This is a genomic window from Pseudomonas bijieensis (assembly GCF_013347965.1).
Classification (GTDB): domain Bacteria; phylum Pseudomonadota; class Gammaproteobacteria; order Pseudomonadales; family Pseudomonadaceae; genus Aquipseudomonas; species Aquipseudomonas bijieensis.
In genome coordinates, this window is record NZ_CP048810.1 from 6,412,874 (window position 1) to 6,433,983 (window position 21,110).

At 59.6% G+C, this 21,110-nt stretch carries 24 protein-coding genes and 1 pseudogene; 19 read left to right on the plus strand and 6 right to left on the minus strand.

The window, feature by feature from the left end; translation table 11 throughout:
* Window positions 1–11: 11 nt before the first annotated feature.
* Window positions 12–1,394 (plus strand): cysteine--tRNA ligase, encoded by a 1,383-nt coding sequence (gene cysS / locus GN234_RS28485; RefSeq protein ID WP_176689425.1) that lies wholly within the window; start codon window positions 12–14, stop codon window positions 1,392–1,394.
* 328 nt (window positions 1,395–1,722) lie between these two features.
* Window positions 1,723–2,178 (plus strand): DUF2214 family protein, encoded by a 456-nt coding sequence (locus GN234_RS28490; protein WP_176689426.1) that lies wholly within the window; start codon window positions 1,723–1,725, stop codon window positions 2,176–2,178.
* Between the two features lie 191 nt (window positions 2,179–2,369).
* Here GN234_RS28490 and csrA read toward each other — a convergent pair whose 3' ends face one another.
* Window positions 2,370–2,564: a carbon storage regulator CsrA gene (gene csrA, locus GN234_RS28495; protein ID WP_003179932.1), complete on the minus strand. Its 195-nt coding sequence runs from the start codon at window positions 2,562–2,564 to the stop codon at window positions 2,370–2,372.
* Between the two features lie 247 nt (window positions 2,565–2,811).
* On the opposite strand from csrA, the pseudogene GN234_RS30110 reads away from it, so the two are divergent.
* Window positions 2,812–3,178 (plus strand): annotated as a pseudogene (locus tag GN234_RS30110) (SPOR domain-containing protein).
* 136 nt (window positions 3,179–3,314) lie between these two features.
* Here the strand turns inward: GN234_RS30110 and GN234_RS28500 are convergent.
* Window positions 3,315–4,004, minus strand: coding sequence for an endonuclease (locus GN234_RS28500; protein WP_176689427.1), 690 nt, complete (start codon window positions 4,002–4,004; stop codon window positions 3,315–3,317).
* Window positions 4,005–4,009: 5 nt separating this feature from the next.
* Window positions 4,010–4,309, minus strand: a complete 300-nt coding sequence (locus tag GN234_RS28505; RefSeq protein ID WP_176689649.1) for a DUF1654 domain-containing protein — start codon at window positions 4,307–4,309, stop codon at window positions 4,010–4,012.
* A 198-nt stretch (window positions 4,310–4,507) separates the two neighbouring features.
* Here GN234_RS28505 and GN234_RS28510 point away from each other — a divergent pair, with 198 nt between their 5' ends.
* From GN234_RS28510 to GN234_RS28545, 8 genes are all read left to right on the plus strand, one after another.
* On the plus strand, window positions 4,508–4,960 hold the full coding sequence (locus tag GN234_RS28510) for a hypothetical protein (protein ID WP_109754685.1): 453 nt from the start codon (window positions 4,508–4,510) through the stop codon (window positions 4,958–4,960).
* A gap of 134 nt (window positions 4,961–5,094) precedes the next feature.
* On the plus strand, window positions 5,095–6,051 hold the full coding sequence (locus tag GN234_RS28515; protein ID WP_163857828.1) for a sugar ABC transporter substrate-binding protein: 957 nt from the start codon (window positions 5,095–5,097) through the stop codon (window positions 6,049–6,051).
* A gap of 58 nt (window positions 6,052–6,109) precedes the next feature.
* Window positions 6,110–7,663: a sugar ABC transporter ATP-binding protein gene (locus GN234_RS28520; protein WP_176689428.1), complete on the plus strand. Its 1,554-nt coding sequence runs from the start codon at window positions 6,110–6,112 to the stop codon at window positions 7,661–7,663.
* On the plus strand, window positions 7,660–8,637 hold the full coding sequence (locus tag GN234_RS28525) for an ABC transporter permease (protein ID WP_013693780.1): 978 nt from the start codon (window positions 7,660–7,662) through the stop codon (window positions 8,635–8,637). The genes GN234_RS28520 and GN234_RS28525 overlap by 4 nt, the downstream gene beginning before the upstream one ends.
* Window positions 8,638–8,640: 3 nt before the next feature.
* Window positions 8,641–9,660 (plus strand): LacI family DNA-binding transcriptional regulator, encoded by a 1,020-nt coding sequence (locus tag GN234_RS28530; RefSeq protein WP_109754688.1) that lies wholly within the window; start codon window positions 8,641–8,643, stop codon window positions 9,658–9,660.
* A gap of 23 nt (window positions 9,661–9,683) precedes the next feature.
* Entirely contained in the window at window positions 9,684–10,598 is a 915-nt protein-coding gene (gene rbsK / locus GN234_RS28535) for a ribokinase (RefSeq protein ID WP_163857832.1), read from the plus strand.
* On the plus strand, window positions 10,595–10,999 hold the full coding sequence (gene rbsD, locus GN234_RS28540) for a D-ribose pyranase (protein ID WP_116832927.1): 405 nt from the start codon (window positions 10,595–10,597) through the stop codon (window positions 10,997–10,999). The genes rbsK and rbsD overlap by 4 nt, the downstream gene beginning before the upstream one ends.
* Window positions 11,000–11,027: 28 nt before the next feature.
* Entirely contained in the window at window positions 11,028–12,056 is a 1,029-nt protein-coding gene (locus tag GN234_RS28545) for a nucleoside hydrolase (RefSeq protein ID WP_116832926.1), read from the plus strand.
* A gap of 48 nt (window positions 12,057–12,104) precedes the next feature.
* On the opposite strand, the gene GN234_RS28550 is transcribed toward GN234_RS28545, so the two are convergent.
* Window positions 12,105–12,302 (minus strand): hypothetical protein, encoded by a 198-nt coding sequence (locus tag GN234_RS28550; protein ID WP_109754692.1) that lies wholly within the window; start codon window positions 12,300–12,302, stop codon window positions 12,105–12,107.
* 129 nt (window positions 12,303–12,431) lie between these two features.
* Here GN234_RS28550 and GN234_RS28555 point away from each other — a divergent pair, with 129 nt between their 5' ends.
* Window positions 12,432–12,737: a hypothetical protein gene (locus GN234_RS28555; RefSeq protein ID WP_109754693.1), complete on the plus strand. Its 306-nt coding sequence runs from the start codon at window positions 12,432–12,434 to the stop codon at window positions 12,735–12,737.
* Between the two features lie 162 nt (window positions 12,738–12,899).
* On the plus strand, window positions 12,900–13,214 hold the full coding sequence (locus tag GN234_RS28560) for an I78 family peptidase inhibitor (protein ID WP_176689429.1): 315 nt from the start codon (window positions 12,900–12,902) through the stop codon (window positions 13,212–13,214).
* A 68-nt stretch (window positions 13,215–13,282) separates the two neighbouring features.
* Here the strand turns inward: GN234_RS28560 and GN234_RS28565 are convergent, their stop codons facing one another.
* Both GN234_RS28565 and GN234_RS28570 read right to left on the minus strand, forming a co-directional pair.
* The gene (locus GN234_RS28565) at window positions 13,283–13,495 is read right to left on the minus strand and encodes a cold-shock protein (RefSeq protein ID WP_003179963.1); all 213 of its coding nucleotides are present in this window, start codon (window positions 13,493–13,495) and stop codon (window positions 13,283–13,285) included.
* Between the two features lie 289 nt (window positions 13,496–13,784).
* On the minus strand, window positions 13,785–14,087 hold the full coding sequence (locus GN234_RS28570) for a hypothetical protein (protein ID WP_109754695.1): 303 nt from the start codon (window positions 14,085–14,087) through the stop codon (window positions 13,785–13,787).
* 367 nt (window positions 14,088–14,454) lie between these two features.
* On the opposite strand from GN234_RS28570, the gene thrS reads away from it, so the two are divergent.
* From thrS to pheT, 6 genes are all read left to right on the plus strand, one after another.
* Entirely contained in the window at window positions 14,455–16,377 is a 1,923-nt protein-coding gene (gene thrS / locus GN234_RS28575; protein ID WP_109754696.1) for a threonine--tRNA ligase, read from the plus strand.
* A complete protein-coding gene (infC, locus tag GN234_RS28580; protein WP_169432615.1) occupies window positions 16,377–16,928 on the plus strand; it encodes a translation initiation factor IF-3 in 552 nt (183 codons plus the stop codon). The genes thrS and infC overlap by 1 nt, the downstream gene beginning before the upstream one ends.
* A 60-nt stretch (window positions 16,929–16,988) precedes the next feature.
* Window positions 16,989–17,183 carry a 50S ribosomal protein L35 gene (gene rpmI / locus GN234_RS28585; RefSeq protein ID WP_002553160.1) on the plus strand — a complete coding sequence of 65 codons (195 nt, stop codon included), beginning with the start codon at window positions 16,989–16,991 and terminating at the stop codon, window positions 17,181–17,183.
* A 30-nt stretch (window positions 17,184–17,213) separates the two neighbouring features.
* Complete coding sequence (gene rplT / locus GN234_RS28590) at window positions 17,214–17,570, plus strand: 50S ribosomal protein L20 (protein WP_002553161.1); 357 nt, start codon at window positions 17,214–17,216, stop codon at window positions 17,568–17,570.
* Window positions 17,571–17,679: 109 nt separating this feature from the next.
* On the plus strand, window positions 17,680–18,696 hold the full coding sequence (gene pheS, locus GN234_RS28595; protein ID WP_176689430.1) for a phenylalanine--tRNA ligase subunit alpha: 1,017 nt from the start codon (window positions 17,680–17,682) through the stop codon (window positions 18,694–18,696).
* Between the two features lie 35 nt (window positions 18,697–18,731).
* Window positions 18,732–21,110 (plus strand): phenylalanine--tRNA ligase subunit beta, encoded by a 2,379-nt coding sequence (gene pheT, locus GN234_RS28600; protein WP_176689431.1) that lies wholly within the window; start codon window positions 18,732–18,734, stop codon window positions 21,108–21,110.

Below are 21,110 nucleotides of genomic sequence, written 5' to 3' on the forward strand. Positions count from 1 at the left end.
AGGGAAACCCTGTGCTTACGATCTACAACACGCTCACCAAGAGCAAAGAAGTCTTCAAGCCGCTGGATGGCAACAAGGTCCGCATGTACGTCTGCGGCATGACCGTGTACGACTACTGCCACATTGGCCATGGTCGCAGCATGGTCGCTTTCGACCTGGTGACCCGCTGGTTGCGTTTCAGCGGTTATGACCTGACCTACGTGCGCAACATCACCGACATCGAAGACAAGATCATCAACCGTGCCCGGGAAAACGGCGAGCCTTACGATGCGCTGACCGAGCGCATGATCGAGGCCATGCACGAGGATGAGGCGCGCCTCAATATCCTCAAGCCGGATCTGGAACCACGGGCAACTGATCACATTCCTGGCATGCTGAGCATGATCCAGACCTTGATCGACAAGGGCTATGCCTACGCACCGGGCAATGGCGACGTGTACTACCGCGTCGCCAAGTTCATGGGCTACGGCAAGCTGTCGCGCAAGAAGATCGAAGACCTGCGCATCGGTGCGCGCATCGAAGTCGACGAGTCGAAACAGGATCCGCTGGACTTCGTGCTGTGGAAGGCTGCCAAGCCGGGTGAGCCGAGCTGGGAGTCGCCGTGGGGCGCCGGGCGTCCGGGCTGGCACATCGAATGCTCGGTGATGTCCACCTGCTGCCTGGGTGAGACTTTCGACATTCATGGCGGCGGCAGCGACCTGGAATTCCCGCACCACGAAAACGAAATCGCCCAGAGCGAAGCGGCCACCGGCAAGACCTACGCCAACGCGTGGATGCATTGCGGCATGATCCGGATCAACGGCGAGAAGATGTCCAAGTCCTTGAACAACTTCTTCACCATTCGTGACGTGCTGGAAAAGTACCACCCGGAAGTCATTCGTTACCTGCTGGTGTCGAGCCACTATCGCAGCGCCATCAACTACTCGGAAGACAACCTCAAGGACGCCAAGGGCGCCCTGGAGCGTTTCTACCACGCGTTGAAGGGCATGCCGAATGTGCCGGCGGCCGGCGGCGAAGCGTTCGTTGCACGCTTTACCGAGGTGATGAACGACGACTTCGGCACGCCGGAAGCCTGCGCGGTGCTGTTCGAGATGGTGCGTGAGATCAACCGCCTGCGTGAGAGCGATCTCAATGCAGCGGCCGGTCTGGCGGCACGCCTGAAAGAACTGGCCAGCGTGCTGGGTGTGTTGCAACTCGAAGCCGATGATTTCCTGCAGGCTGGTGCCGAAGGTCGCGTGGACGCCGTCGAGGTCGAGGCATTGATCCAGGCGCGCCTGACCGCCCGGGCCAACAAGGACTGGGCTGAATCCGACCGCATCCGCGACCAGCTCACCGCCATGGGCGTGGTGCTGGAAGATGGCAAGGGCGGGACGACCTGGCGATTGGCGGACTGAAGTCTTACGCAATACCACTGTGGGAGCGAGCCTGCTCGCGATAGCGGAGTGTCAGGCAACATTTTTGTCGACTGATACACCGCCATCGCGAGCAAGCTCGCTCCCACATTGGATCTGTTGCAGTTTCCAATTTTTTGCCCGCCGCCAATCCCTGTGGGAGCCGAGCTTGCTCGCGATGACGGCGGTACATTCAGCATCATTGCAAACGGATACACCGCTATCGCGAGCAGGCTCGCTCCCACAGTTTTTTGCATGCCTACCCTGGCAATCATGGTTTTATGAGCTAGTACTGTCAGGTCGATTCGACGTTCTCTGACAGGGCTCTTCCATGTTGACTCATTGGTCTTTGGCGGCCATTCATCTTCTGGCGTTCGCCCTCGGGCTCTGGGCAGTGCTGACGCGCGGCACGGCGCTGCGACGCCTGGCGGGCGGTGTGGATGCGGTTCGCAATGTGTTGATTGCGGATAACGTATGGGGTGTGTCGGCGCTGGTGTTGTTGGTGACCGGTGGGATGCGGGCGTTCGGTGGGTACGAAAAAGGTACGGATTATTACCTGCACCAGCCGCTGTTCCACCTGAAGATGACCTTGCTCCTGCTGATCCTGTTGCTTGAGATCGCGCCGATGATCGCCCTGATCAAATGGCGGATGGCACGGGGCAAAGGGGCGGCGATTGACTCTTCGAAAGCCGGTCGGTTGGCACGGATCAGCCATATCGAAGCCTTGCTGCTGATCTTGATGGTGGTTGCCGCCACTGGAATGGCGCGCGGCGTGAGCATGGGCTGACGGGCCGCGAACGCCCGCTTCGTCATCATTAAAACGAAACGTCTGACAGCCATGCCAAGAGCCATGCCATTAGTATCGATTCACGAGTGGGACGAAAGAAGGCGAGGGGGCAGGGTAAGGCGCGGTCGATCGGAATCTTTAGCCAGCCATTGCGGCGATGCAAACGGGCTGGCTGCGGACTGCTGCAATGTTCAGGGGGTTTGCGGCTTGTCGGGGGCGGTGAGGCCGGCCTGAATACGCTGATAGATTTCTTCGCGATGCACCGCAACGTTTTTCGGGGCGTTGATGCCGATCCGGACTTGTTGGCCACTAACGCCCAGAATGGTGATCGTGATGTCGTCACCAATGTTTATGCTTTCACCGACTTTGCGGGTGAGTATCAGCATGGTGTTCTCCTTGATTGCTTTATAGGGCACCTGATTCAGACAGTGCAGATGTCGGTACTGCTTATAGATTAGTGCTAAGTGTCACAATGTGGGTGCCTCTTTCTGACGTGCAGATGCAGCATTAATTCCCAGGGTGCGACTATACAGAGACGCCGGGCAGGATTCTCGTGTTTTGAGCACTGTTTGCGGCGATCTTGATGGGCACGGGTGCTAAAATCCGTGCCTCATGTCTTCCGGGGGAAACGTTGTGCGCAAATTGGCTTGGGTAATCGCGGTGTTGGTGCTGGCAGGGTGCGGTGAAGGGCGTGACATCGAAGCAGCGAAGCCGAAACCCGCCGCGACCTCTGCACCGGCCGCCGCTGCCGCGCCGCAGTGGGCCGTCGAGGTTCGTGGCGAGACGCCTCAGGCAGTCAGCGACCTGACCGGTTGGCTCATCGAACACAGCTTCATGTCGAACGTAGTGCGCGAGGGCGGCAAGGAGCGGGTCCTGGTCGGTCCTTTCAGCTCCAAGGCCGAGGCCGAAGCCAAGCAGGAGCAAAGTGACTGCCGCCCTGGTCCGGGCGAAAAAGCGCAACATCGAGACGTTGGTGGTGGATTATCCGGCCACTCAATAACCGGACAGAACAAAACCTGTGGGAGCGAGCCTGCTCGCGATAGCGGTGTATCAGTCGACAAACTGTTGTCTGTCACTCCGCTATCGCGAGCAGGCTCGCTCCCCACAGTTGATTTGTGCTGTTCAAGAATGCGAGGTCAGCCGCAGGCCTTCAAATTTACCGGCCCCACGAACTCATTTCCACGCCCCATGACGCACGCCACGCTCTGGTTGCGCTGACGCTCCCAGCTTTCGACCGGGTAGGTCTTGTCCCAGGCTTCGTACAGGCGCCGATCCTGTTTCGAGAGGCGCAGGCCATATTGCTTGCTCATGTAGAAATAGGTCCGGGCGATCATTCCCCGGATAGAAGGGCGGGGCATGACCTTCTTGGCCTTGAAATCCACCTGGGTCAGGCATGAACCGTATTGCCCCTTCTGCACCGGCAACCAGCCGAAACTGAAATTGCTGCGATCGCCATTCACTTCCCCGATGCTCGGCACCAGGTTGTGCAGGTCGGCCTCGGCCCGTTGATAGACCGGGTCGTAACGGGTGCAGTTTTTACGCCCGCCTTGTTGCCAGCATTGGCGCTGATGGCCGATCTGCCACGCCGGGACAATATGTTCCCACTCGATGCGGGCGGCGCGGCTGGCGTTCTTGCGCGGCACGTAACCGCAGGCGGCCAGGTTCACGCGATTGCCGGTGTATTTGCAGCCACAGTAGAACTCGGTGGATTGCGGCGCGTAGAGTTTCCAGGCGACTTTCTTGGCTTCGTTGAAGGTGCGCGGCGCACCGGCCTGGGCGCCCATGGTGATGAACACAAGCAAAAAAGCTAAACAGCGAACACTCATCAGGCTCAATCTTCCTTCGGCACGACCCAGAAAACCTGCACGCCACCGTCGTCGCGATAGGCGAGGGTCACGTTGTCGTTCTCGTCGATTTCTTCCAGGAGGCGCTCCCATTCATCCACCGGCTCGTCGGGAAGCCGGAAGATCAGCGCGGCCTTGGCTTTTTGCGCGGTGGGGGAATTGATGATTTTCGAGACCCGCAGGCCGAGTCGCGTATAGGAATCTAAGGGGGTAGTTGCAGCGGAGGGCGTGGCCACAGGATTATCCTTATTAAGCTGTACGTGCATACAGTATTTAACTGTAGGTATTTACGCAACTGCTTAAAATTCAAGAAGATCGTCTGACAGCGCTTTTTTCGTTTTGGTGTAAGAGGAGGAAGTTTTTTATTGGCTGGCGTAAACGGCTGGGCCAAACGCTCTGGCTTGTGACAGATTTGCGTGGGCGCTAAAGAAAGTGCTTTGGCGGGCGATGTCTTTCGTAGGAATCTCATCTTATGGAGTTTTGATATGGCGTTTTCTGTCGGCTTTCCCAATGCGGCGGCCGTGACTATCGGTGGCCAATCCGCTGCTACCCTGAAGGCCCTGAGCGAGGCCGAGACCGAGGCTGCCGATGAGGCCCTTGGTACAACGCGCGCGTCGGGCAAGGTCCGCGTGGACATGGGGGCGGGCGCTGAGGCAACCGATCAGACGCAGGAGAGCGGCAGTACCCAGAGCATTGCCGTTCAGATATTGCTCAAGCGGATGCAAGAGCTTCAGGAGCAGCTCAGGGAGCAGCAACAGCAATTGGCCGCTGCGCAGACACGGAATTATCCGAAACCGGAAGACAAGACCGCGGCGGTCATGGCGGTTCAAGGGCAGATTGCCGACACCAGTGGCGCATTGTTGGAGGTCACCGGTCGCCTGGTCACGGAGCTGGCGAAGGGCGGCAGTTCGGGGGCAATGGTCAATACTACGGCCTGACGCTTCGCCATTGCGGATGCAACCGCAGCGTTGACAAATCCACGAAGCCTTACCATAGTTCACTTCACGCAAACGTTTGCGCGGCGTTCCGTGCATTGATTTGCTCACAATAATCATAAGATCGGAGTGAACCCATGAAGTTGCCATTCGCTGGACGCCTTCTCGCTGTTGCCATGCTCGCGGCCGCATCCGCTGCTCTGCCTCTCTCCTCGGCATTCGCCCAGACCGCTGAAAAACCCAAGGTCGCCCTGGTCATGAAGTCCCTGGCCAACGAATTCTTCCTGACCATGGAAGACGGCGCCAAGGCTTATCAGAAGGAACACTCCGCCGATTTCGACCTGATCTCCAACGGGATCAAGGACGAAACCGACACCGCCAACCAGATCCGTATCGTTGAGCAAATGATCGTGTCCAAGGTCGATGCCCTGATCATCGCGCCTGCGGACTCCAAGGCCATGGTGCCGGTGATCAAGAAAGCCGTCGACGCAGGCATCACGGTGATCAACATCGATAACCAGCTCGATCCGACCGTGGTCAAGAGCAAGAACATCAACGTGCCGTTCGTAGGCCCGGACAACCGCAAGGGCGCACGTCTGGTCGGTGAGTACCTGGCCAAGGAGCTCAAGGCCGGTGACGAGGTCGGCATCATCGAAGGTGTGTCCACCACTACCAACGCCCAGGCGCGTACCGCGGGCTTCAAGGATGCGATGGAGGCGGCGCAGATCAAGGTCGTCTCCCTGCAATCCGGCGACTGGGAAATCAACAAAGGCAACCAGGTTGCCGCGTCGATGCTCAGCGAATACCCGAACATCAAGGCACTGCTGGCTGGTAACGACAGCATGGCGGTCGGCGCGGTATCGGCCGTGCGCGCGGCGGGCAAGGCGGGCAAGGTGCAAGTGGTCGGCTACGACAACATCAATGCCATCAAGCCGATGCTCAAGGACGGTCGTGTCCTGGCGACTGCCGACCAGTTCGCCGCCAAGCAGGCTGTCTTCGGTATCGAGACGGCGCTGAAGATCCTCAAGGGTGAAAAAGTCGACAGCGGTACCAACGGCGTTATCGAAACTCCGGTCGAGCTGGTGACCAAGTAGTTATCCTGGCGACACAACGGTGCTCGCCCATCCGGGCGAGCGCATGGAGAGTTTTGTTATGTCCGTTTGCGACCCGAACGCTGTCCTTTCTGTCAGCGGCATCGGCAAGACCTATGCCCAACCGGTACTGACTGGCATCGACCTGACGTTGATGCGCGGTGAAGTGCTGGCACTGACCGGCGAAAATGGTGCCGGTAAAAGCACCTTGTCCAAGATCATCGGCGGGCTGGTGACGCCGACGACCGGACACATGCAATTTCAAGGTCAGGATTATCGTCCCGGCAGCCGTACCCAGGCTGAAGAGCTGGGCGTGCGCATGGTGATGCAGGAACTCAACCTGTTGCCGACCCTTTCCGTGGCCGAGAACCTGTTTCTCGACAACTTGCCCAGCGTCGGTGGCTGGATCAGCCGCAAGCAATTGCGCAAGGCGGCCATCGAGGCCATGGCCCAGGTGGGGCTCGATGCCATCGATCCCAACACGTTGGTCGGCGAGCTGGGGATCGGTCATCAGCAGATGGTCGAGATCGCTCGCAATCTGATCGGCGATTGCCATGTGCTGATTCTCGATGAGCCGACCGCCATGTTGACGGCCCGGGAAGTCGAGATGCTCTTCGAACAGATCACTCGCTTGCAGGCTCGCGGCGTGTCGATCATCTACATTTCCCATCGCCTCGAAGAACTGGCGCGGGTCGCCCAGCGCATTGCTGTATTGCGTGATGGCAACCTGGTCTGCGTCGAGCCGATGGCCAACTACGACAGCGAGCAACTGGTGACCCTGATGGTTGGCCGGGAGCTGGGTGAGCATATTGACCTTGGCCCGCGCCAGATCGGCGCGCCAGCGCTGACCGTCAAAGGCCTGACCCGTGCCGACAAAGTCCGCGACGTGTCCTTCGAAGTGCGCAGTGGCGAGATCTTCGGCATCTCCGGCCTGATCGGGGCAGGGCGGACCGAACTGTTGCGGCTGATCTTCGGTGCCGATACCGCCGACAGCGGCACGGTGGCGCTGGGCTCGCCGGCCCAGGTGGTGAGCATTCGCTCCCCGTCCGATGCGGTGGCCCATGGCATTGCGCTGATAACCGAAGACCGCAAGGGGGAAGGCCTGCTGTTGACTCAATCCATCGCCGCCAACATTGCCCTGGGCAACATGCCGGAGATTTCCAGCGCCGGCCTGGTCAATGGCAGCGCCGAACTGGCCTTGGCGCAGCGGCAGGTCAATGCCATGCGCATCCGCAGTTCCAGCCCGACCCAGTTGGTGTCCGAGCTGTCGGGCGGCAACCAGCAGAAAGTCGTGATCGGTCGCTGGCTCGAGCGCGACTGCGCGGTCATGCTGTTCGACGAGCCGACCCGGGGCATCGACGTCGGCGCCAAATTCGACATTTATGCGTTGCTCGGCGAGTTGACTCGCCAGGGCAAGGCGTTGGTCGTGGTGTCCAGCGACCTGCGGGAGCTGATGTTGATCTGTGACCGGATCGGCGTGTTGTCCGCCGGGCGCCTGATCGACACCTTCGAGCGCGACAGCTGGACCCAGGATGACTTGCTTGCCGCCGCATTCGCCGGCTACCAGAAACGTGATGCGTTGCTCAACGAAGCAGCGCCTAGGGATCTTTCATGAAAACCGCATCTGCCGTCGGCAAATCGAGTGGCAATTTCTATGGCCTGGGGACGTACCTGGGCCTGGCTGGCGCGCTGCTGGCCATGGTCGCGCTGTTCTCGGCCCTGAGCAGCCATTTTTTGTCCTATGACACCTTCAGCACCTTGGCCAACCAGATTCCGGACCTGATGGTGTTGGCGGTCGGCATGACCTTCATCCTGATCATCGGCGGCATCGATCTGTCGGTGGGCTCGGTGCTGGCGCTGGCGGCATCGACGGTCAGCGTGGCCGTGCTCGGCTGGGGCTGGAGCGTCTGGCCGTCGGCGTTGCTCGGCATGGCCGTGGCGGCGCTGGCGGGGACGGTCACCGGTTCGATTACCGTGGCGTGGCGGATTCCATCGTTCATCGTCTCCCTCGGTGTGCTGGAGATGGCCCGTGGCCTGGCGTACCAGATGACTGGCTCGCGTACCGCCTATATCGGCGACTCGTTCGCCTGGCTGTCCAACCCCATCGCCTTTGGCATTTCGCCTTCGTTCATCATCGCCTTGCTGGTGATCTTCATTGCCCAGGCGGTGCTGACCCGTACGGTGTTCGGTCGCTACCTGATCGGCATCGGCACCAATGAAGAGGCCGTGCGCCTGGCCGGTATCAATCCAAAGCCCTACAAGATCCTGGTGTTCAGCCTGATGGGCTTGCTGGCCGGCGTGGCCGCGTTGTTCCAGATTTCGCGCCTGGAGGCGGCGGATCCGAACGCTGGCTCAGGTCTGGAACTGCAGGTCATCGCTGCGGTGGTCATTGGCGGCACCAGCCTGATGGGTGGGCGTGGTTCGGTCATCAGCACCTTCTTTGGCGTGCTGATCATCTCGGTGCTGGCGGCGGGCCTGGCGCAGATCGGCGCCACTGAACCGACCAAGCGCATCATTACCGGCGCGGTGATCGTGGTGGCGGTCGTGCTCGATACCTATCGCAGCCAGCGCGCCAGTCGGCGGGGCTGAACCATGGCGACGATCAAGGATGTAGCAGCGCTCGCGGGGATTTCCTACACCACCGTGTCCCACGTGGTGAACAAGACGCGGCCGGTCAGCGAAGAGGTGCGGCTCAAGGTCGAGGCGGCCATCGAGCGCCTGGACTACGTGCCCAGCGCCGTGGCCCGGTCGCTCAAGGCCAAGACCACGGCGACCATCGGCCTGTTGGTGCCCAACGCCCTCAACCCATACTTTGCCGAGCTGGCCCGGGGTATCGAGGATTACTGTGAGCGCAACGGCTATTGCGTGATCCTGTGTAACTCCGACGATAACGCGGACAAGCAACGCAGCTACCTGCGGGTGCTGCTGGAAAAGCGCATCGACGGATTGATCTTCGCGTCCGCCGGCGGCGATGTCGGCCTGGCCGAGGGCCTGGCCAACGTGCGCACGCCCATGGTGATTGTCGACCGCGGGCTCGATGGCGTCGACGCCGACCTGGTGCGCATTGACCATGAATACGGCGCTTACCTGGCGACCCGGCACCTGTTGGAGCTGGGGCACCGCGACATCGCCTTCATCGGTGGCCCGGCCGATACCAGCGTGGCGCAAATGCGCCTGGCCGGTTACTGCCGGGCGCTGAAAGAGGCCGGAATCGAACTGCCCGTCGAGCGTATGCTCGAGAGTGATTTCACCAGTACCGGCGGCTACCGAGCCGCCGCGCAACTGCTGGAGCAGCAGCCGCCGAGCGCGATTTTTGCGGCCAACGACATGATCGGCATCGGTGTGCTGCGCGCCGCCGCTGAACGCAACGTGCGCGTGCCCAGCGAACTGTCGGTCATCGGTTTCGATGACATCCAGATGAGCCGATATGTCTACCCGGCGTTGACCACGGTAGGGCAGTCGATCCTGCAACTTGGCGAGATGGCGGCCGAAGTGCTGCTGCGACGAATTGCGACGCCAGGCCTTGCCACCGACCAGCGGATCGTGACGCCGAGTATTGTCTTGCGAGAGTCGACTGCGCCGCTGTCCGGCACATTCGCCCAATACCGCTGAACCGAATTGATGAGTAGTGATGTATGCCAGCAAAAGTAGTGGTAATAGGCAGCCTAAACATGGACCTGGTGACCCGGGCGCCGCGTCTGCCGCGTGGTGGTGAAACACTGATTGGCGAGTCGTTCTCCACCATCCCGGGCGGCAAGGGCGCCAACCAGGCGGTGGCCGCCGCGCGCTTGGGCGCGAAGGTGTCGATGGTCGGTTGTGTGGGCAGCGATGCCTACGGCGAGCAATTGCGTGGCGGGCTGTTGGCCGAGGGTATCGACTGCCAGGCGGTCAGTGTGGAGGAGGGTGCCAGCGGCGTGGCGCTGATCATCGTCGACGACAACAGCCAGAACGCGATCGTTATCGTCGCCGGTGCCAACGGTGCGCTCACCCCTGAAGTCCTGGGCGGTGTCGATGAAGTACTGCAAAGCGCCGATGTCATCATCTGCCAGCTCGAAGTGCCGGATGCCACCGTTGGCCATGCCCTCAAGCGCGGTCGTGAGCTGGGCAAGATCGTCATCCTCAACCCGGCGCCGGCCTCCCACACATTGCCGGTCGATTGGTACGCCTGCGTCGATTACCTGATTCCCAATGAAAGCGAAGCCGCAGTCTTGAGCGGACTTTCGGTGGATTCCCTTGAAACCGCCGAAGCCGCCGCAGCGCATCTGATCGCCGCCGGGGCTGGCAAGGTGATCGTGACGCTGGGCGCCCAGGGTCTGATGTTCGCCAACGGCACAAGTTTCGAACACTTCCCAGCCCCGCGGGTCAAGGCGGTGGACACCACGGCGGCCGGCGACACTTTTGTCGGCGGCTTCGCGGCAGCCTTGGCCAGTGGCAAAAGCGAGGTCGATGCGATTCGTTTCGGCCAGGTCGCCGCGGCGCTGTCGGTCACCCGCGCTGGCGCGCAGCCTTCAATCCCCACGTTGCTGGAAGTACAGGCCTTCAAATCATGAAAAAGACGCCGTTGTTGAATGTGGCACTGTCGCGACTGATCGCTTCCCTCGGCCATGGCGACAAAGTGGTCATCGGTGATGCCGGGCTACCGGTACCGCCCCAGGTCGAATTGATCGACCTGGCCCTGACCCATGGCATCCCGGATTTTGTCAGCACCTTGAAAGTGGTGCTCAGCGAAATGCAGGTAGAAAGCCATGTCCTGGCCGAGGAAATCCTCGATAAGCAACCGTCGGCCTTGACGACCCTGGAAGCGCTGCATGCCGAAGGCGCGTTGGGCGAGCGGGAACTGGTCAGTCATGAACAGTTCAAGGTCATCAGCCGACAAGCTCGGGCGATCATTCGCACAGGCGAGTGTTCTCCATACTGCAACATCGTGCTGATCGCTGGAGTCACGTTCTAACCTGTCAACCCTGCACAAGGAGTGCGCCATGCACCGCTATGCTCAGAAAATGCATCAACTGTTCCGGAGTCTGCTGCTTTTGTCATTGATCACCGCTACAAGCGCCCAGGCGGCGGAAAAGATCGACCTGATCATCGACACCGACCCGGGGGCCGATGACGTGGTAGCGCTGCTGTTCGCCCTGGCGTCCCCTGAAGAGCTCCATATCCGCGCGCTGACCACCGTCGCCGGCAATGTTCGCCTGGACAAGACCTCCCGCAATGCTCGCCTGGCGCGAGAGTGGGCGGGGCGCGAAGACGTGCCGGTGTATGCCGGGGCGCCGAAACCGCTGATGCGCACGCCGATCTACGCGGAAAACATCCATGGCAAGGAAGGCCTGTCGGGTGTCACCGTCCACGAGCCGAAGAAAGGCCTGGCCGAGGGCAATGCCGTCAACTACCTGATCGACACGCTCAAGGCCGCCAAGCCCCACAGCATCACCATTGCCATGCTCGGCCCGCAGACCAACCTGGCCTTGGCGCTGGTCCAGGAGCCGGACATTGTCCAGGGCATCAAGGAAGTGGTGATCATGGGCGGCGCGCACTTCAACGGCGGCAATATCACGCCGGTGGCTGAATTCAATCTGTTCGCCGACCCACAGGCGGCCGAGATCGTCGCAAAAAGCGGCCTGAAGCTGACGTATCTGCCGTTGGACGTGACCCACAAGATTCTCACCAGCGAAGCGCGCCTGAAGCAGATCGCCGCAGTGAACAACAATGCCAGCAAACTGGTGGGCGATATCCTTAACGAGTACGTCAAGGGCGACATGGAGCACTACGGTATGACCGGTGGGCCGGTGCACGACGCGACGGTGATTGCCTACCTGCTCAAGCCGCAATTGTTTACCGGCCGTTCGGTCAACCTCGTGGTGGACAGTCGTGAAGGCCCGACTTTCGGGCAGACCATCGTCGACTGGTACGACGGCTTGAAGGCGCCCAAGAATGCCTTCTGGGTGGAGAACGGTGATGCCCAGGGCTTCTTCGATCTGCTGACCGAGCGCCTGGCGCGCCTCAAGTAACCTGTCTCGCGGCGGGCCCGCAGGCCATGGCCTGCGGGTGCCCGAGCTTCACTCAACCGTTTCGGTGATGTTCGGGTATCGCTCGAACGCCTGCTGGATGAATTTCTGCGCGGCCGCCGTTCCCAGCTCCTTGACCAACAGGTCGATACCAATAATTGCCAGCTCTTCCGCGGTACTGGGGCTGTAGGAGCTGTGTCCCTCTGACCATTTGGCATTGATGGTGACTTCGATGCTGACGGTGCTCATGGTGGGGCTCGCGAGTTGGGAGGTCTGTAGGCTGAGTTAACCATTTTTGCAGCGGGTTTGGCACTGCGACTTAGGCATCGGGTGAGGGCTGTGCGACACTTGTTTTTTGACTTCTGAAGGAGCCCTGCCGTGCAGATCGATTTGAACGCGCCTGACGGGTTGACCCTTGAGTCGGTTCGTCAGTTGCTGGCTTCTGCCAGTGATGACGAGCACACCCAATTGCGCGTGACCAAGGGGGGAATCGCTTATCTGTCTTCGGGCGTTGTGGGGGGCGTCGACATCGATGGCTTGCTGTTTCGGCTTGAGACGTGGGCCAAAGGTTCAGGCTATGTCGGACGGGTCGCTGCCAGCGACGAGGTCTGGGTCATGCAGATCTACAACGCACTGAAAGACAACTGGCCAAACCCACCCTTCGATTACATTGACGTTTACTGAACGTTGTTCATATTCAGTCACGATTCATGTCTGACCAGGGCGACTGGGGTCAGGCAAACTGCCGGTTTTCCGGATGAGGGGAGGCTGATGACCATGGTCTTGAAACCAAGTACCGTTTGGGCTGTCGCACGCTCTCTGTTTATTTATGAAAAAGGAGGCTTCATGCCTTGGAAGCTCGCGTCATTGAGTACTTTGCTGGCCGCCGTGGTTTTGAGTGGTTGCAGCAGCACCTCTGAGTCGACCCCCGATCCCGTGGCGGCCGAGACCGGTCACAGCCGCTGCGAAGCAAAGGCTGCCGAGTTCGCCATTGGCAAGCAGGCCTCGCCGCAATTGCTGGAGCAGGCCCGTGCCCGCGCCGGCGCGCAGAACGCGCGGATTCTCAAGCCCAACGACATGGTCACGCTTGAGTACCGCTCCGATCGCCTGAACCTCAATACCGACGCCAACCTGGTGGTCAACCGGGTGAACTGCGGCTGATTGGCGGCTTTCAATCGCCCATAAAAAACCCCGTCACATGGACGGGGTTTTTTTAGTGCGCCGAGGAATTACTCTGGGCGAACCTGTGCAGCTTGCATACCCTTTTGGCCTTTCTCAGCCACGAAGGAAACGGTCTGGCCTTCTTTCAGGCTTTTGAAACCGTCGCTTTCGATAGCTTTGAAGTGTACGAACAGGTCGTCACCGCCACCTTGAGGAGTGATGAAGCCGAAGCCTTTTTCATCGTTGAACCATTTAACGGTGCCGGTTTGGCGATTAGACATGGTGTATCTCCAAGAAACATATATTTTCAGTGTACTGTGCTGCTCAGGCCAACTGGGCACACCCGGGTATCATAGTCGAAATGTTCGATTTGGGAGCCCCCCGGACGCGCTGTTTGCCAATCAGTCGTGTTTACTTTACTGCCTATGCCCGCTGAAAGGCCCGGTTTTAAAGGCTTTCAGCCGAAAGTAAAGACGATAAAAAAAGCTGTAAAACCTGAATAAATCGTTCGAAAAAGCCTTGAATCAGGGTTTTTCAACCCTGCCGGGCCTGTTCAGGAAGGCTGCTTCCTCATTTTTTCGCCTTGTTATCGGCCTTGCATTTTGCGATCTGCCCCAGGGCTTTTTGCTGCAGTTCCGGTGCGGCCTTGTTATCCATCAAGGCCTGGATGTCCGAGGCCGGGTAGGACTTGATCGCGTCGGCGCCACAGGCGCAATGAGCCTTGGCTGCAGCCGCGCCGATCTGGGGCGTTGCCGCCTCCGTGCATTGGGCCATGTATTTTTCGCGCTCGCCTTTGGGCCAGTCGGCATGGGCGGTCAGTGGAAGCAGCAGGGCAAGGGGGGCGACTACTGCAAACAACGTATTGAGACGCATGCGAAGATGCTCCTTTCGGGTCGATGTCTTGATATCTGAGGCGTTGCGCTCGGTTCAGTTCAGCACTCTGGCATAAAAACCCGGATTTACGCCTGTTTCAATTCCAGCACGGCGATGACCGTTCATCTGTGCTAGCATGCCGGGCTCGGCTATTTCCAGGCTGTGGACGACTCGTCCCAGTGGCAAATGTTCGAAATAACCCTGATTTGAATCCCAGTCACTCTGGTTCGGTTTTCCCGGTTGGCCGCAAGGCTCCTGCCGCTGTAAGGCAGGCGTTCGTCATTGAATGGCCTGGACTGGATCTTGTACTGGCTCATCCCAACCCACGTGACCTTTGGTAGGGGTCACCACTAGGAGAGGAGGCGCCATGCCAACTATTACTCTTCCCGACGGCAGTCAACGTTCATTCGACCACCCGGTTTCCGTAGCCGAGGTCGCCGCATCCATCGGCGCGGGCCTGGCCAAGGCCACCCTGGCCGGCAAGGTCAACGGCAAGCTGGTCGACGCCAGTGACGTCATCGACAGCGACGCCACGCTGCAAATCATCACGCCAAAGGATGAAGAGGGGCTGGAGATCATTCGCCACTCTTGTGCGCACCTGGTCGGCCATGCGGTCAAGCAGCTGTACCCGAGCGCGAAGATGGTCATCGGGCCAGTCATCGATGAAGGCTTCTATTACGACATCGCCTTCGAGCGGCCTTTCACGCCGGACGACATGGCCGCCATCGAACAGCGCATGCAGCAGCTGATCGAGAAAGATTACGACGTCATCAAGAAAGTCACCCCGCGCGCCGAAGTCATCGAAGTGTTCAAGGCCCGTGGCGAGGATTACAAGCTGCGTCTGGTGGAAGACATGCCGGACGAGCAGGCCATGGGCCTGTACTACCACGAAGAATACGTCGACATGTGCCGTGGCCCGCACGTGCCGAACACGCGTTTCCTGAAATCCTTCAAGCTGACCAAGCTGTCCGGCGCCTACTGGCGTGGCGATGCGAAGAACGAACAGTTGCAGCGCGTCTATGGCACCGCCTGGGCGGACAAGAAGCAACTGGCGGCTTACATCCAGCGTATTGAAGAAGCCGAGAAGCGCGATCACCGCAAGATCGGCAAGCGCCTGGGCCTGTTCCATACCCAGGAAGAGTCCCCGGGCATGGTGTTCTGGCACCCGAACGGCTGGACGATGTACCAGGTGCTCGAGCAGTACATGCGCCAGGTCCAGCGTGAGAACGGCTACCTGGAGATCAAGACGCCGCAAGTGGTTGACCGTAGCCTGTGGGAGAAATCCGGGCACTGGGCCAACTACGCCGACAACATGTTCACCACCCAGTCGGAAAACCGCGACTACGCCATCAAGCCGATGAACTGCCCATGCCACGTGCAGGTGTTCAACCAGGGCTTGAAGAGCTACCGCGAGCTGCCGATGCGCCTGGCCGAGTTCGGTGCCTGCCACCGTAACGAGCCGTCCGGTGCGCTGCACGGCATCATGCGCGTGCGTGCGTTCACCCAGGACGATGCGCACATCTTCTGTACTGAAGAGCAGATGCAGGCCGAATCCGCCGCCTTCATCAAGCTGACCATGGACGTCTACCGGGACTTCGGCTTCACCGAAGTCGAGATGAAGCTGTCCACTCGTCCGGAAAAACGCGTTGGCTCCGACGAATTGTGGGATCGCGCCGAAGCGGCCCTGGCCGCCGCCCTCGATAGCGCGGGCCTTGCGTATGACCTGCAACCGGGTGAGGGGGCTTTCTACGGCCCCAAGATCGAGTTCTCGCTGAAAGATTGCCTTGGTCGCGTGTGGCAGTGTGGTACCCTGCAGCTCGATTTTAACCTGCCGATCCGTCTGGGCGCCGAATACGTGTCCGAAGACAACAGCCGCAAGCACCCGGTCATGCTTCACCGCGCGATCCTCGGTTCGTTCGAGCGCTTCGTCGGGATTCTGATCGAACACTACGAGGGCGCGTTCCCCGCGTGGTTGGCGCCGACCCAGGCAGTGATCATGAATATCACTGATAAACAGGCAGATTTTGCCGCCGAGGTCGAAAAAACTCTCAACCAAAGCGGATTTCGTGCCAAGTCCGACTTGAGAAATGAAAAGATCGGCTTTAAAATCCGCGAGCATACTTTGCTCAAGGTTCCCTTTCTCTTGGTTATTGGAGATCGGGAGGTCGAGATGCAGACTGTCGCTGTGCGTACTCGTGAAGGTGCTGACCTGGGCTCGATGCCCGTCGCCGAATTCGCTGAGTTTCTCGCGCAAGCGGTTTCCCGGCGTGGTCGCCCAGATTTGGAGTAATTATTATTAAGCGTGAAATGAGACAAGATAAACGAGCTGCACCGAAAGCCCCGATCAACGAGAATATCTCGGCACGCGAGGTTCGGTTAATTGGCGCTGACGGCGAGCAGATTGGCATCGTCTCGATTGATGAAGCGCTTCGTATTGCTGAAGAAGCCAAGCTTGATCTGGTAGAAATTTCCGCAGACGCAGTCCCGCCGGTTTGCCGGGTGATGGACTACGGCAAGTCTATCTTCGAAAAGAAGAAGCAGATTGCTGCGGCGAAGAAAAACCAGAAGCAGATTCAGGTAAAAGAAATCAAGTTTCGTCCAGGGACGGAGGAAGGGGATTACCAGGTAAAACTGCGCAACCTGGTACGTTTCCTGAGTGACGGGGACAGGGCCAAGGTATCCTTGCGATTCCGCGGCCGTGAGATGGCCCACCAGGAGCTGGGGATGGAACTCCTCAAGCGGGTTGAACAAGACCTGCTCGAGTACGGTTCGGTCGAACAGCATCCTAAGATGGAAGGACGCCAGCTGATCATGGTCATCGCCCCGAAAAAGAAGAAGTAATCACCAGGGCACGGCAGGCCTTGCGATTATGTTTATCAACTGAATGCGGAGTATCCGAACATGCCAAAGATGAAGACCAAAAGTGGTGCTGCTAAGCGGTTTCTGAAAACTGCTAACGGTATCAAGCACAAGCACGCTTTCAAGAGCCACATCCTGACCAAAATGTCGACCAAGCGTAAGCGTCAACTGCGCGGTAGCAGCTTGCTGCATCCGTCTGACGTGGCAAAAGTCGAGCGCATGCTGCGCCTTCGTTAATTTTTGGATCAAGAATAGAGGAAGTAACTCATGGCTCGTGTAAAGCGTGGCGTCATTGCCCGTAAGCGTCACAAAAAAATTCTGAAACTTGCTAAAGGCTACTACGGCGCGCGTTCCCGCGTATTCCGTGTTGCCAAGCAAGCGGTAATCAAGGCAGGCCAATACGCCTACCGTGACCGTCGTCAGAAAAAACGTCAGTTCCGCGCTCTGTGGATCGCTCGTATCAATGCTGGTGCTCGTGTTAACGGTCTGTCCTACAGCCGTTTCATCGCTGGCCTGAAAAAAGCGTCCATCGAGATCGACCGTAAGGTTCTGGCTGATCTGGCAGTGAACGAAAAAGCGGCGTTTGCTGCGATTGTCGAGAAAGCTAAAGCCACCTTGGCTTAAGTACCCCCGGCAGTCACCGGGGTCCGCATCTGTGGGCCTTGGTGTCAAACGTCATAAATAGGGGAAGAGCCTTAAAGCTCTTCCCCTATTTCGTATCTGGAGTCTGTACATGGAAAACCTGGACGCGCTGGTCGCTCAAGCACTAGAGGCTGTGCAAAGCGCTGAAGATATCAATGCCCTGGAGCAAATCCGGGTTCTGTACCTTGGCAAGAAGGGCGAGTTGACCCAGGTGATGAAGACCCTGGGGAACCTGCCGGCCGAAGAGCGTCCGCAGGTCGGTGCGCTGATCAACGTTGTCAAGGAGCGTGTCACAGAGGTCCTCAATGCGCGCAAGGCGTTGTTCGAGGAGGCGGACCTGGCTGCCAAGCTCGCCGCCGAGTCCATCGACGTGACCCTGCCTGGCCGTGGCCAGACTTCCGGTGGCCTGCATCCGGTGACCCGGACCCTGGAACGCATCGAGCAGTTCTTCACCCACATCGGTTACGGCATTGCCGAAGGCCCTGAGGTCGAAGACGACTACCACAACTTCGAAGCGCTCAACATCCCAGGCCATCACCCGGCCCGGTCGATGCATGACACCTTCTATTTCAATGCGAACATGCTGTTGCGCACCCATACCTCACCGGTACAGGTCCGCACCATGGAATCGCAGCAGCCGCCGATCCGCATCGTCTGCCCAGGCCGCGTGTATCGCAGCGACTCCGATATCACCCACTCGCCGATGTTCCACCAGGTCGAAGGCCTGTTGGTTGATCGCGACATCAATTTCGCCGACCTGAAAGGCACTATCGAAGAGTTCCTGCGGGTGTTCTTCGAAAAAGAACTGGCGGTGCGGTTCCGCCCTTCGTACTTCCCGTTCACCGAGCCATCGGCTGAAGTCGACATGGAATGCGTGATGTGCAGCGGTAAAGGCTGCCGCGTCTGCAAACAGACGGGCTGGCTGGAAGTCATGGGCTGCGGCATGGTTCACCCGAACGTGCTGCGCATGTCCGGGATCGATCCGGAAGAATTCTCTGGCTTTGCTTTCGGCATGGGCGTCGAGCGCCTGGCCATGCTGCGTTACGGTGTGAATGATTTGCGCCTGTTCTTCGACAACGACTTGCGGTTCCTTGCGCAATTTCGCTAGGTCGCAACCCGTAACGAATCTATTAGGAGAGCAGGATGAAATTCAGTGAACAATGGCTGCGCGGCTGGGTAAGCCCGCAGGTAAGCCGGGACGAGCTGGTTGCTCGCCTGTCGATGGCCGGCCTCGAGGTCGATAGCGTGACCCCCGCCGCCGGTGAGTTCAGCGGTGTGGTCGTGGGCGAGGTGCTGGGCACCGAGCAGCACCCGGACGCTGACAAACTGCGGGTTTGCCAGGTCAGCAATGGCGCGGAAACCTTCCAGGTCGTCTGCGGTGCGCCCAATGTGCGCCCGGGCCTGAAGATCCCATTCGCCATGATCGGCGCCGAACTGCCGGGCGACTTCAAGATCAAGAAAGCCAAGCTGCGTGGCGTCGAGTCCAATGGCATGTTGTGCTCCCAGGCTGAACTGCAGATTGGCGAAGGCAACGATGGCCTCATGGAACTTCCGGCTGACGCGCCGGTGGGCCAGGACATTCGTGAATACCTGGGCCTGGACGATGCGAGCATCGAGGTCGACCTGACCCCGAACCGCGGCGATTGCCTGTCCCTGGCCGGCCTGGCCCGTGAAGTTGGCGCGTTGTATGCCGCTCCGGTGACGCGTCCTGTGGTGGCGAGTGTGCCGGCTGTGCACGATGAAGTGCGTTCGGTTGAAGTACTGGCGCCAGCGGCGTGCCCGCGTTACCTGGGCCGTGTGATTCGTAACGTCGACCTGTCCAAGCCGACGCCGCTGTGGATGGTCGAGCGCCTGCGTCGCGCCGACGTGCGCAGCATCGACGCTGCCGTCGACATCACCAACTATGTGATGTTGGAGCTGGGTCAACCGCTGCATGCGTTCGATCTCGCCGAAATCAACGGTGGCATCCGCGTACGCATGGCCGAAGAAGGCGAGAAGCTGGTGCTGCTCGATGGCCAGGAAGTGACCCTGCGCAGCGACACCCTGGTGATTGCCGACCACGCCCGCGCCTTGGCGATTGCTGGCGTAATGGGCGGCGAGCACAGTGGCGTATCCGCCACGACTCGCGATGTATTCCTGGAAAGCGCGTTCTTTGACCAGATCGCCGTCGCTGGCAAGGCGCGTTCCTATGGCCTGCACACCGACGCCTCGCACCGCTACGAGCGTGGTGTGGACTGGCAGTTGGCCCGTGAAGCCATGGAGCGCGCCACCGGCCTGCTGCTGGACATTACTGGCGGCGAAGCCGGCCCGATCATTGAGACCGTCAGCGAACAGCACCTGCCCAAGATTGCACCGGTTACCCTGCGTGCCCAGCGCATCACCCAGATGCTGGGCATGGAAATGGCCCCGGCCGAAGTCGAGCGCCTGCTCAGCGCCCTGGGCCTGAACATCAGCGCCGATGGGGCAGGGCAATGGCGCGTCGAAGTGCCAAGCCATCGCTTCGATATCAGCCTGGAAGTCGACCTGATCGAAGAACTGGCTCGCCTGTACGGCTACAACCGCCTGCCGGTTCGCTACCCGCAAGCGCGCCTGGCCCCACAGGCCAAGACTGAGGCCCGTAGCAACCTGCCGGAGCTGCGTCGCCTGCTGGTGGCCCGTGGGTATCAGGAAGCGATCACCTACAGCTTCATCGATCCACGCCAGTTCGAACTGTTCAGCCCAGGTGTCGAGCCGCTGTTGCTGGCCAACCCGATCTCCAACGACATGGCCGCCATGCGCTCGTCCCTGTGGCCGGGCCTGGTCAAGTCGCTCCAGCACAACCTGAACCGCCAGCAGGATCGCGTGCGTCTGTTCGAAAGCGGCCTGCGTTTTGTCGGTCAACTGGAAGGCTTGAAGCAAGAGCCGATGCTGGCCGGTGTTGTCTGCGGCAGCCGCTTGCCGGAAGGCTGGGCGCAAGGCCGTGATGTCGTCGATTTCTTCGACGTCAAGGCTGATGTCGAAGCGGTGCTGGGTTTTGCCGGTGCGCTCGACGCGTTCACGTTCGTGCCTGGCAAGCACCCGGCGTTGCACCCGTGGCAGACCGCGCGCATCGAGCGCGAAGGGCGTGAAGTCGGTTACGTGGGGGCGATTCACCCTGAACTGTCGAAAACCCTGGGGCTTGATCGTCCGGTGTTCGTCTTCGAGCTGGTCCTCGCCGAAGTGGCGCAGGGGAAAATGCCGAAATTCCAGGAGTTATCACGCTTTCCTGAAGTGCGACGTGACCTTGCATTGCTGGCCGATCGCGACGTTGCATCCAGTGCCGTACTGGACGTAATCCGTGAAAATGCAGGCGAATGGCTCACGGACCTCAGGCTATTTGACGTGTATCAGGGTAAAGGTATTGATCCGCATAGAAAAAGCCTTGCAGTCGGCTTGACCTGGCAGCATCCATCGCGCACTCTTAATGACGATGAGGTGAATACCGCAACGCAGAACATCCTCACCTCGCTCGAAACCAGGTTGAACGCCACGTTAAGGAAGTGA

Excerpts from the sequence above, each read along its gene's own strand:
- GN234_RS28490 (WP_176689426.1), top strand. The coding sequence starts at position 1,723 with ATGTTGACTCATTGGTCTTTGGCGGCCATTCATCTTCTGGCGTTCGCC.
- csrA (WP_003179932.1), bottom strand. The coding sequence starts at position 2,564 with ATGCTGATACTCACCCGCAAAGTCGGTGAAAGCATAAACATTGGTGAC.
- GN234_RS28500 (WP_176689427.1), bottom strand. The coding sequence starts at position 4,004 with ATGAGTGTTCGCTGTTTAGCTTTTTTGCTTGTGTTCATCACCATGGGC.
- GN234_RS28510 (WP_109754685.1), top strand. The coding sequence starts at position 4,508 with ATGGCGTTTTCTGTCGGCTTTCCCAATGCGGCGGCCGTGACTATCGGT.
- GN234_RS28515 (WP_163857828.1), top strand. The coding sequence starts at position 5,095 with ATGAAGTTGCCATTCGCTGGACGCCTTCTCGCTGTTGCCATGCTCGCG.
- GN234_RS28520 (WP_176689428.1), top strand. The coding sequence starts at position 6,110 with ATGTCCGTTTGCGACCCGAACGCTGTCCTTTCTGTCAGCGGCATCGGC.
- GN234_RS28525 (WP_013693780.1), top strand. The coding sequence starts at position 7,660 with ATGAAAACCGCATCTGCCGTCGGCAAATCGAGTGGCAATTTCTATGGC.
- GN234_RS28530 (WP_109754688.1), top strand. The coding sequence starts at position 8,641 with ATGGCGACGATCAAGGATGTAGCAGCGCTCGCGGGGATTTCCTACACC.
- rbsK (WP_163857832.1), top strand. The coding sequence starts at position 9,684 with ATGCCAGCAAAAGTAGTGGTAATAGGCAGCCTAAACATGGACCTGGTG.
- rbsD (WP_116832927.1), top strand. The coding sequence starts at position 10,595 with ATGAAAAAGACGCCGTTGTTGAATGTGGCACTGTCGCGACTGATCGCT.
- GN234_RS28545 (WP_116832926.1), top strand. The coding sequence starts at position 11,028 with ATGCACCGCTATGCTCAGAAAATGCATCAACTGTTCCGGAGTCTGCTG.
- GN234_RS28550 (WP_109754692.1), bottom strand. The coding sequence starts at position 12,302 with ATGAGCACCGTCAGCATCGAAGTCACCATCAATGCCAAATGGTCAGAG.
- GN234_RS28560 (WP_176689429.1), top strand. The coding sequence starts at position 12,900 with ATGCCTTGGAAGCTCGCGTCATTGAGTACTTTGCTGGCCGCCGTGGTT.
- GN234_RS28565 (WP_003179963.1), bottom strand. The coding sequence starts at position 13,495 with ATGTCTAATCGCCAAACCGGCACCGTTAAATGGTTCAACGATGAAAAA.
- GN234_RS28570 (WP_109754695.1), bottom strand. The coding sequence starts at position 14,087 with ATGCGTCTCAATACGTTGTTTGCAGTAGTCGCCCCCCTTGCCCTGCTG.
- thrS (WP_109754696.1), top strand. The coding sequence starts at position 14,455 with ATGCCAACTATTACTCTTCCCGACGGCAGTCAACGTTCATTCGACCAC.
- rpmI (WP_002553160.1), top strand. The coding sequence starts at position 16,989 with ATGCCAAAGATGAAGACCAAAAGTGGTGCTGCTAAGCGGTTTCTGAAA.
- rplT (WP_002553161.1), top strand. The coding sequence starts at position 17,214 with ATGGCTCGTGTAAAGCGTGGCGTCATTGCCCGTAAGCGTCACAAAAAA.
- pheS (WP_176689430.1), top strand. The coding sequence starts at position 17,680 with ATGGAAAACCTGGACGCGCTGGTCGCTCAAGCACTAGAGGCTGTGCAA.
- pheT (WP_176689431.1), top strand. The coding sequence starts at position 18,732 with ATGAAATTCAGTGAACAATGGCTGCGCGGCTGGGTAAGCCCGCAGGTA.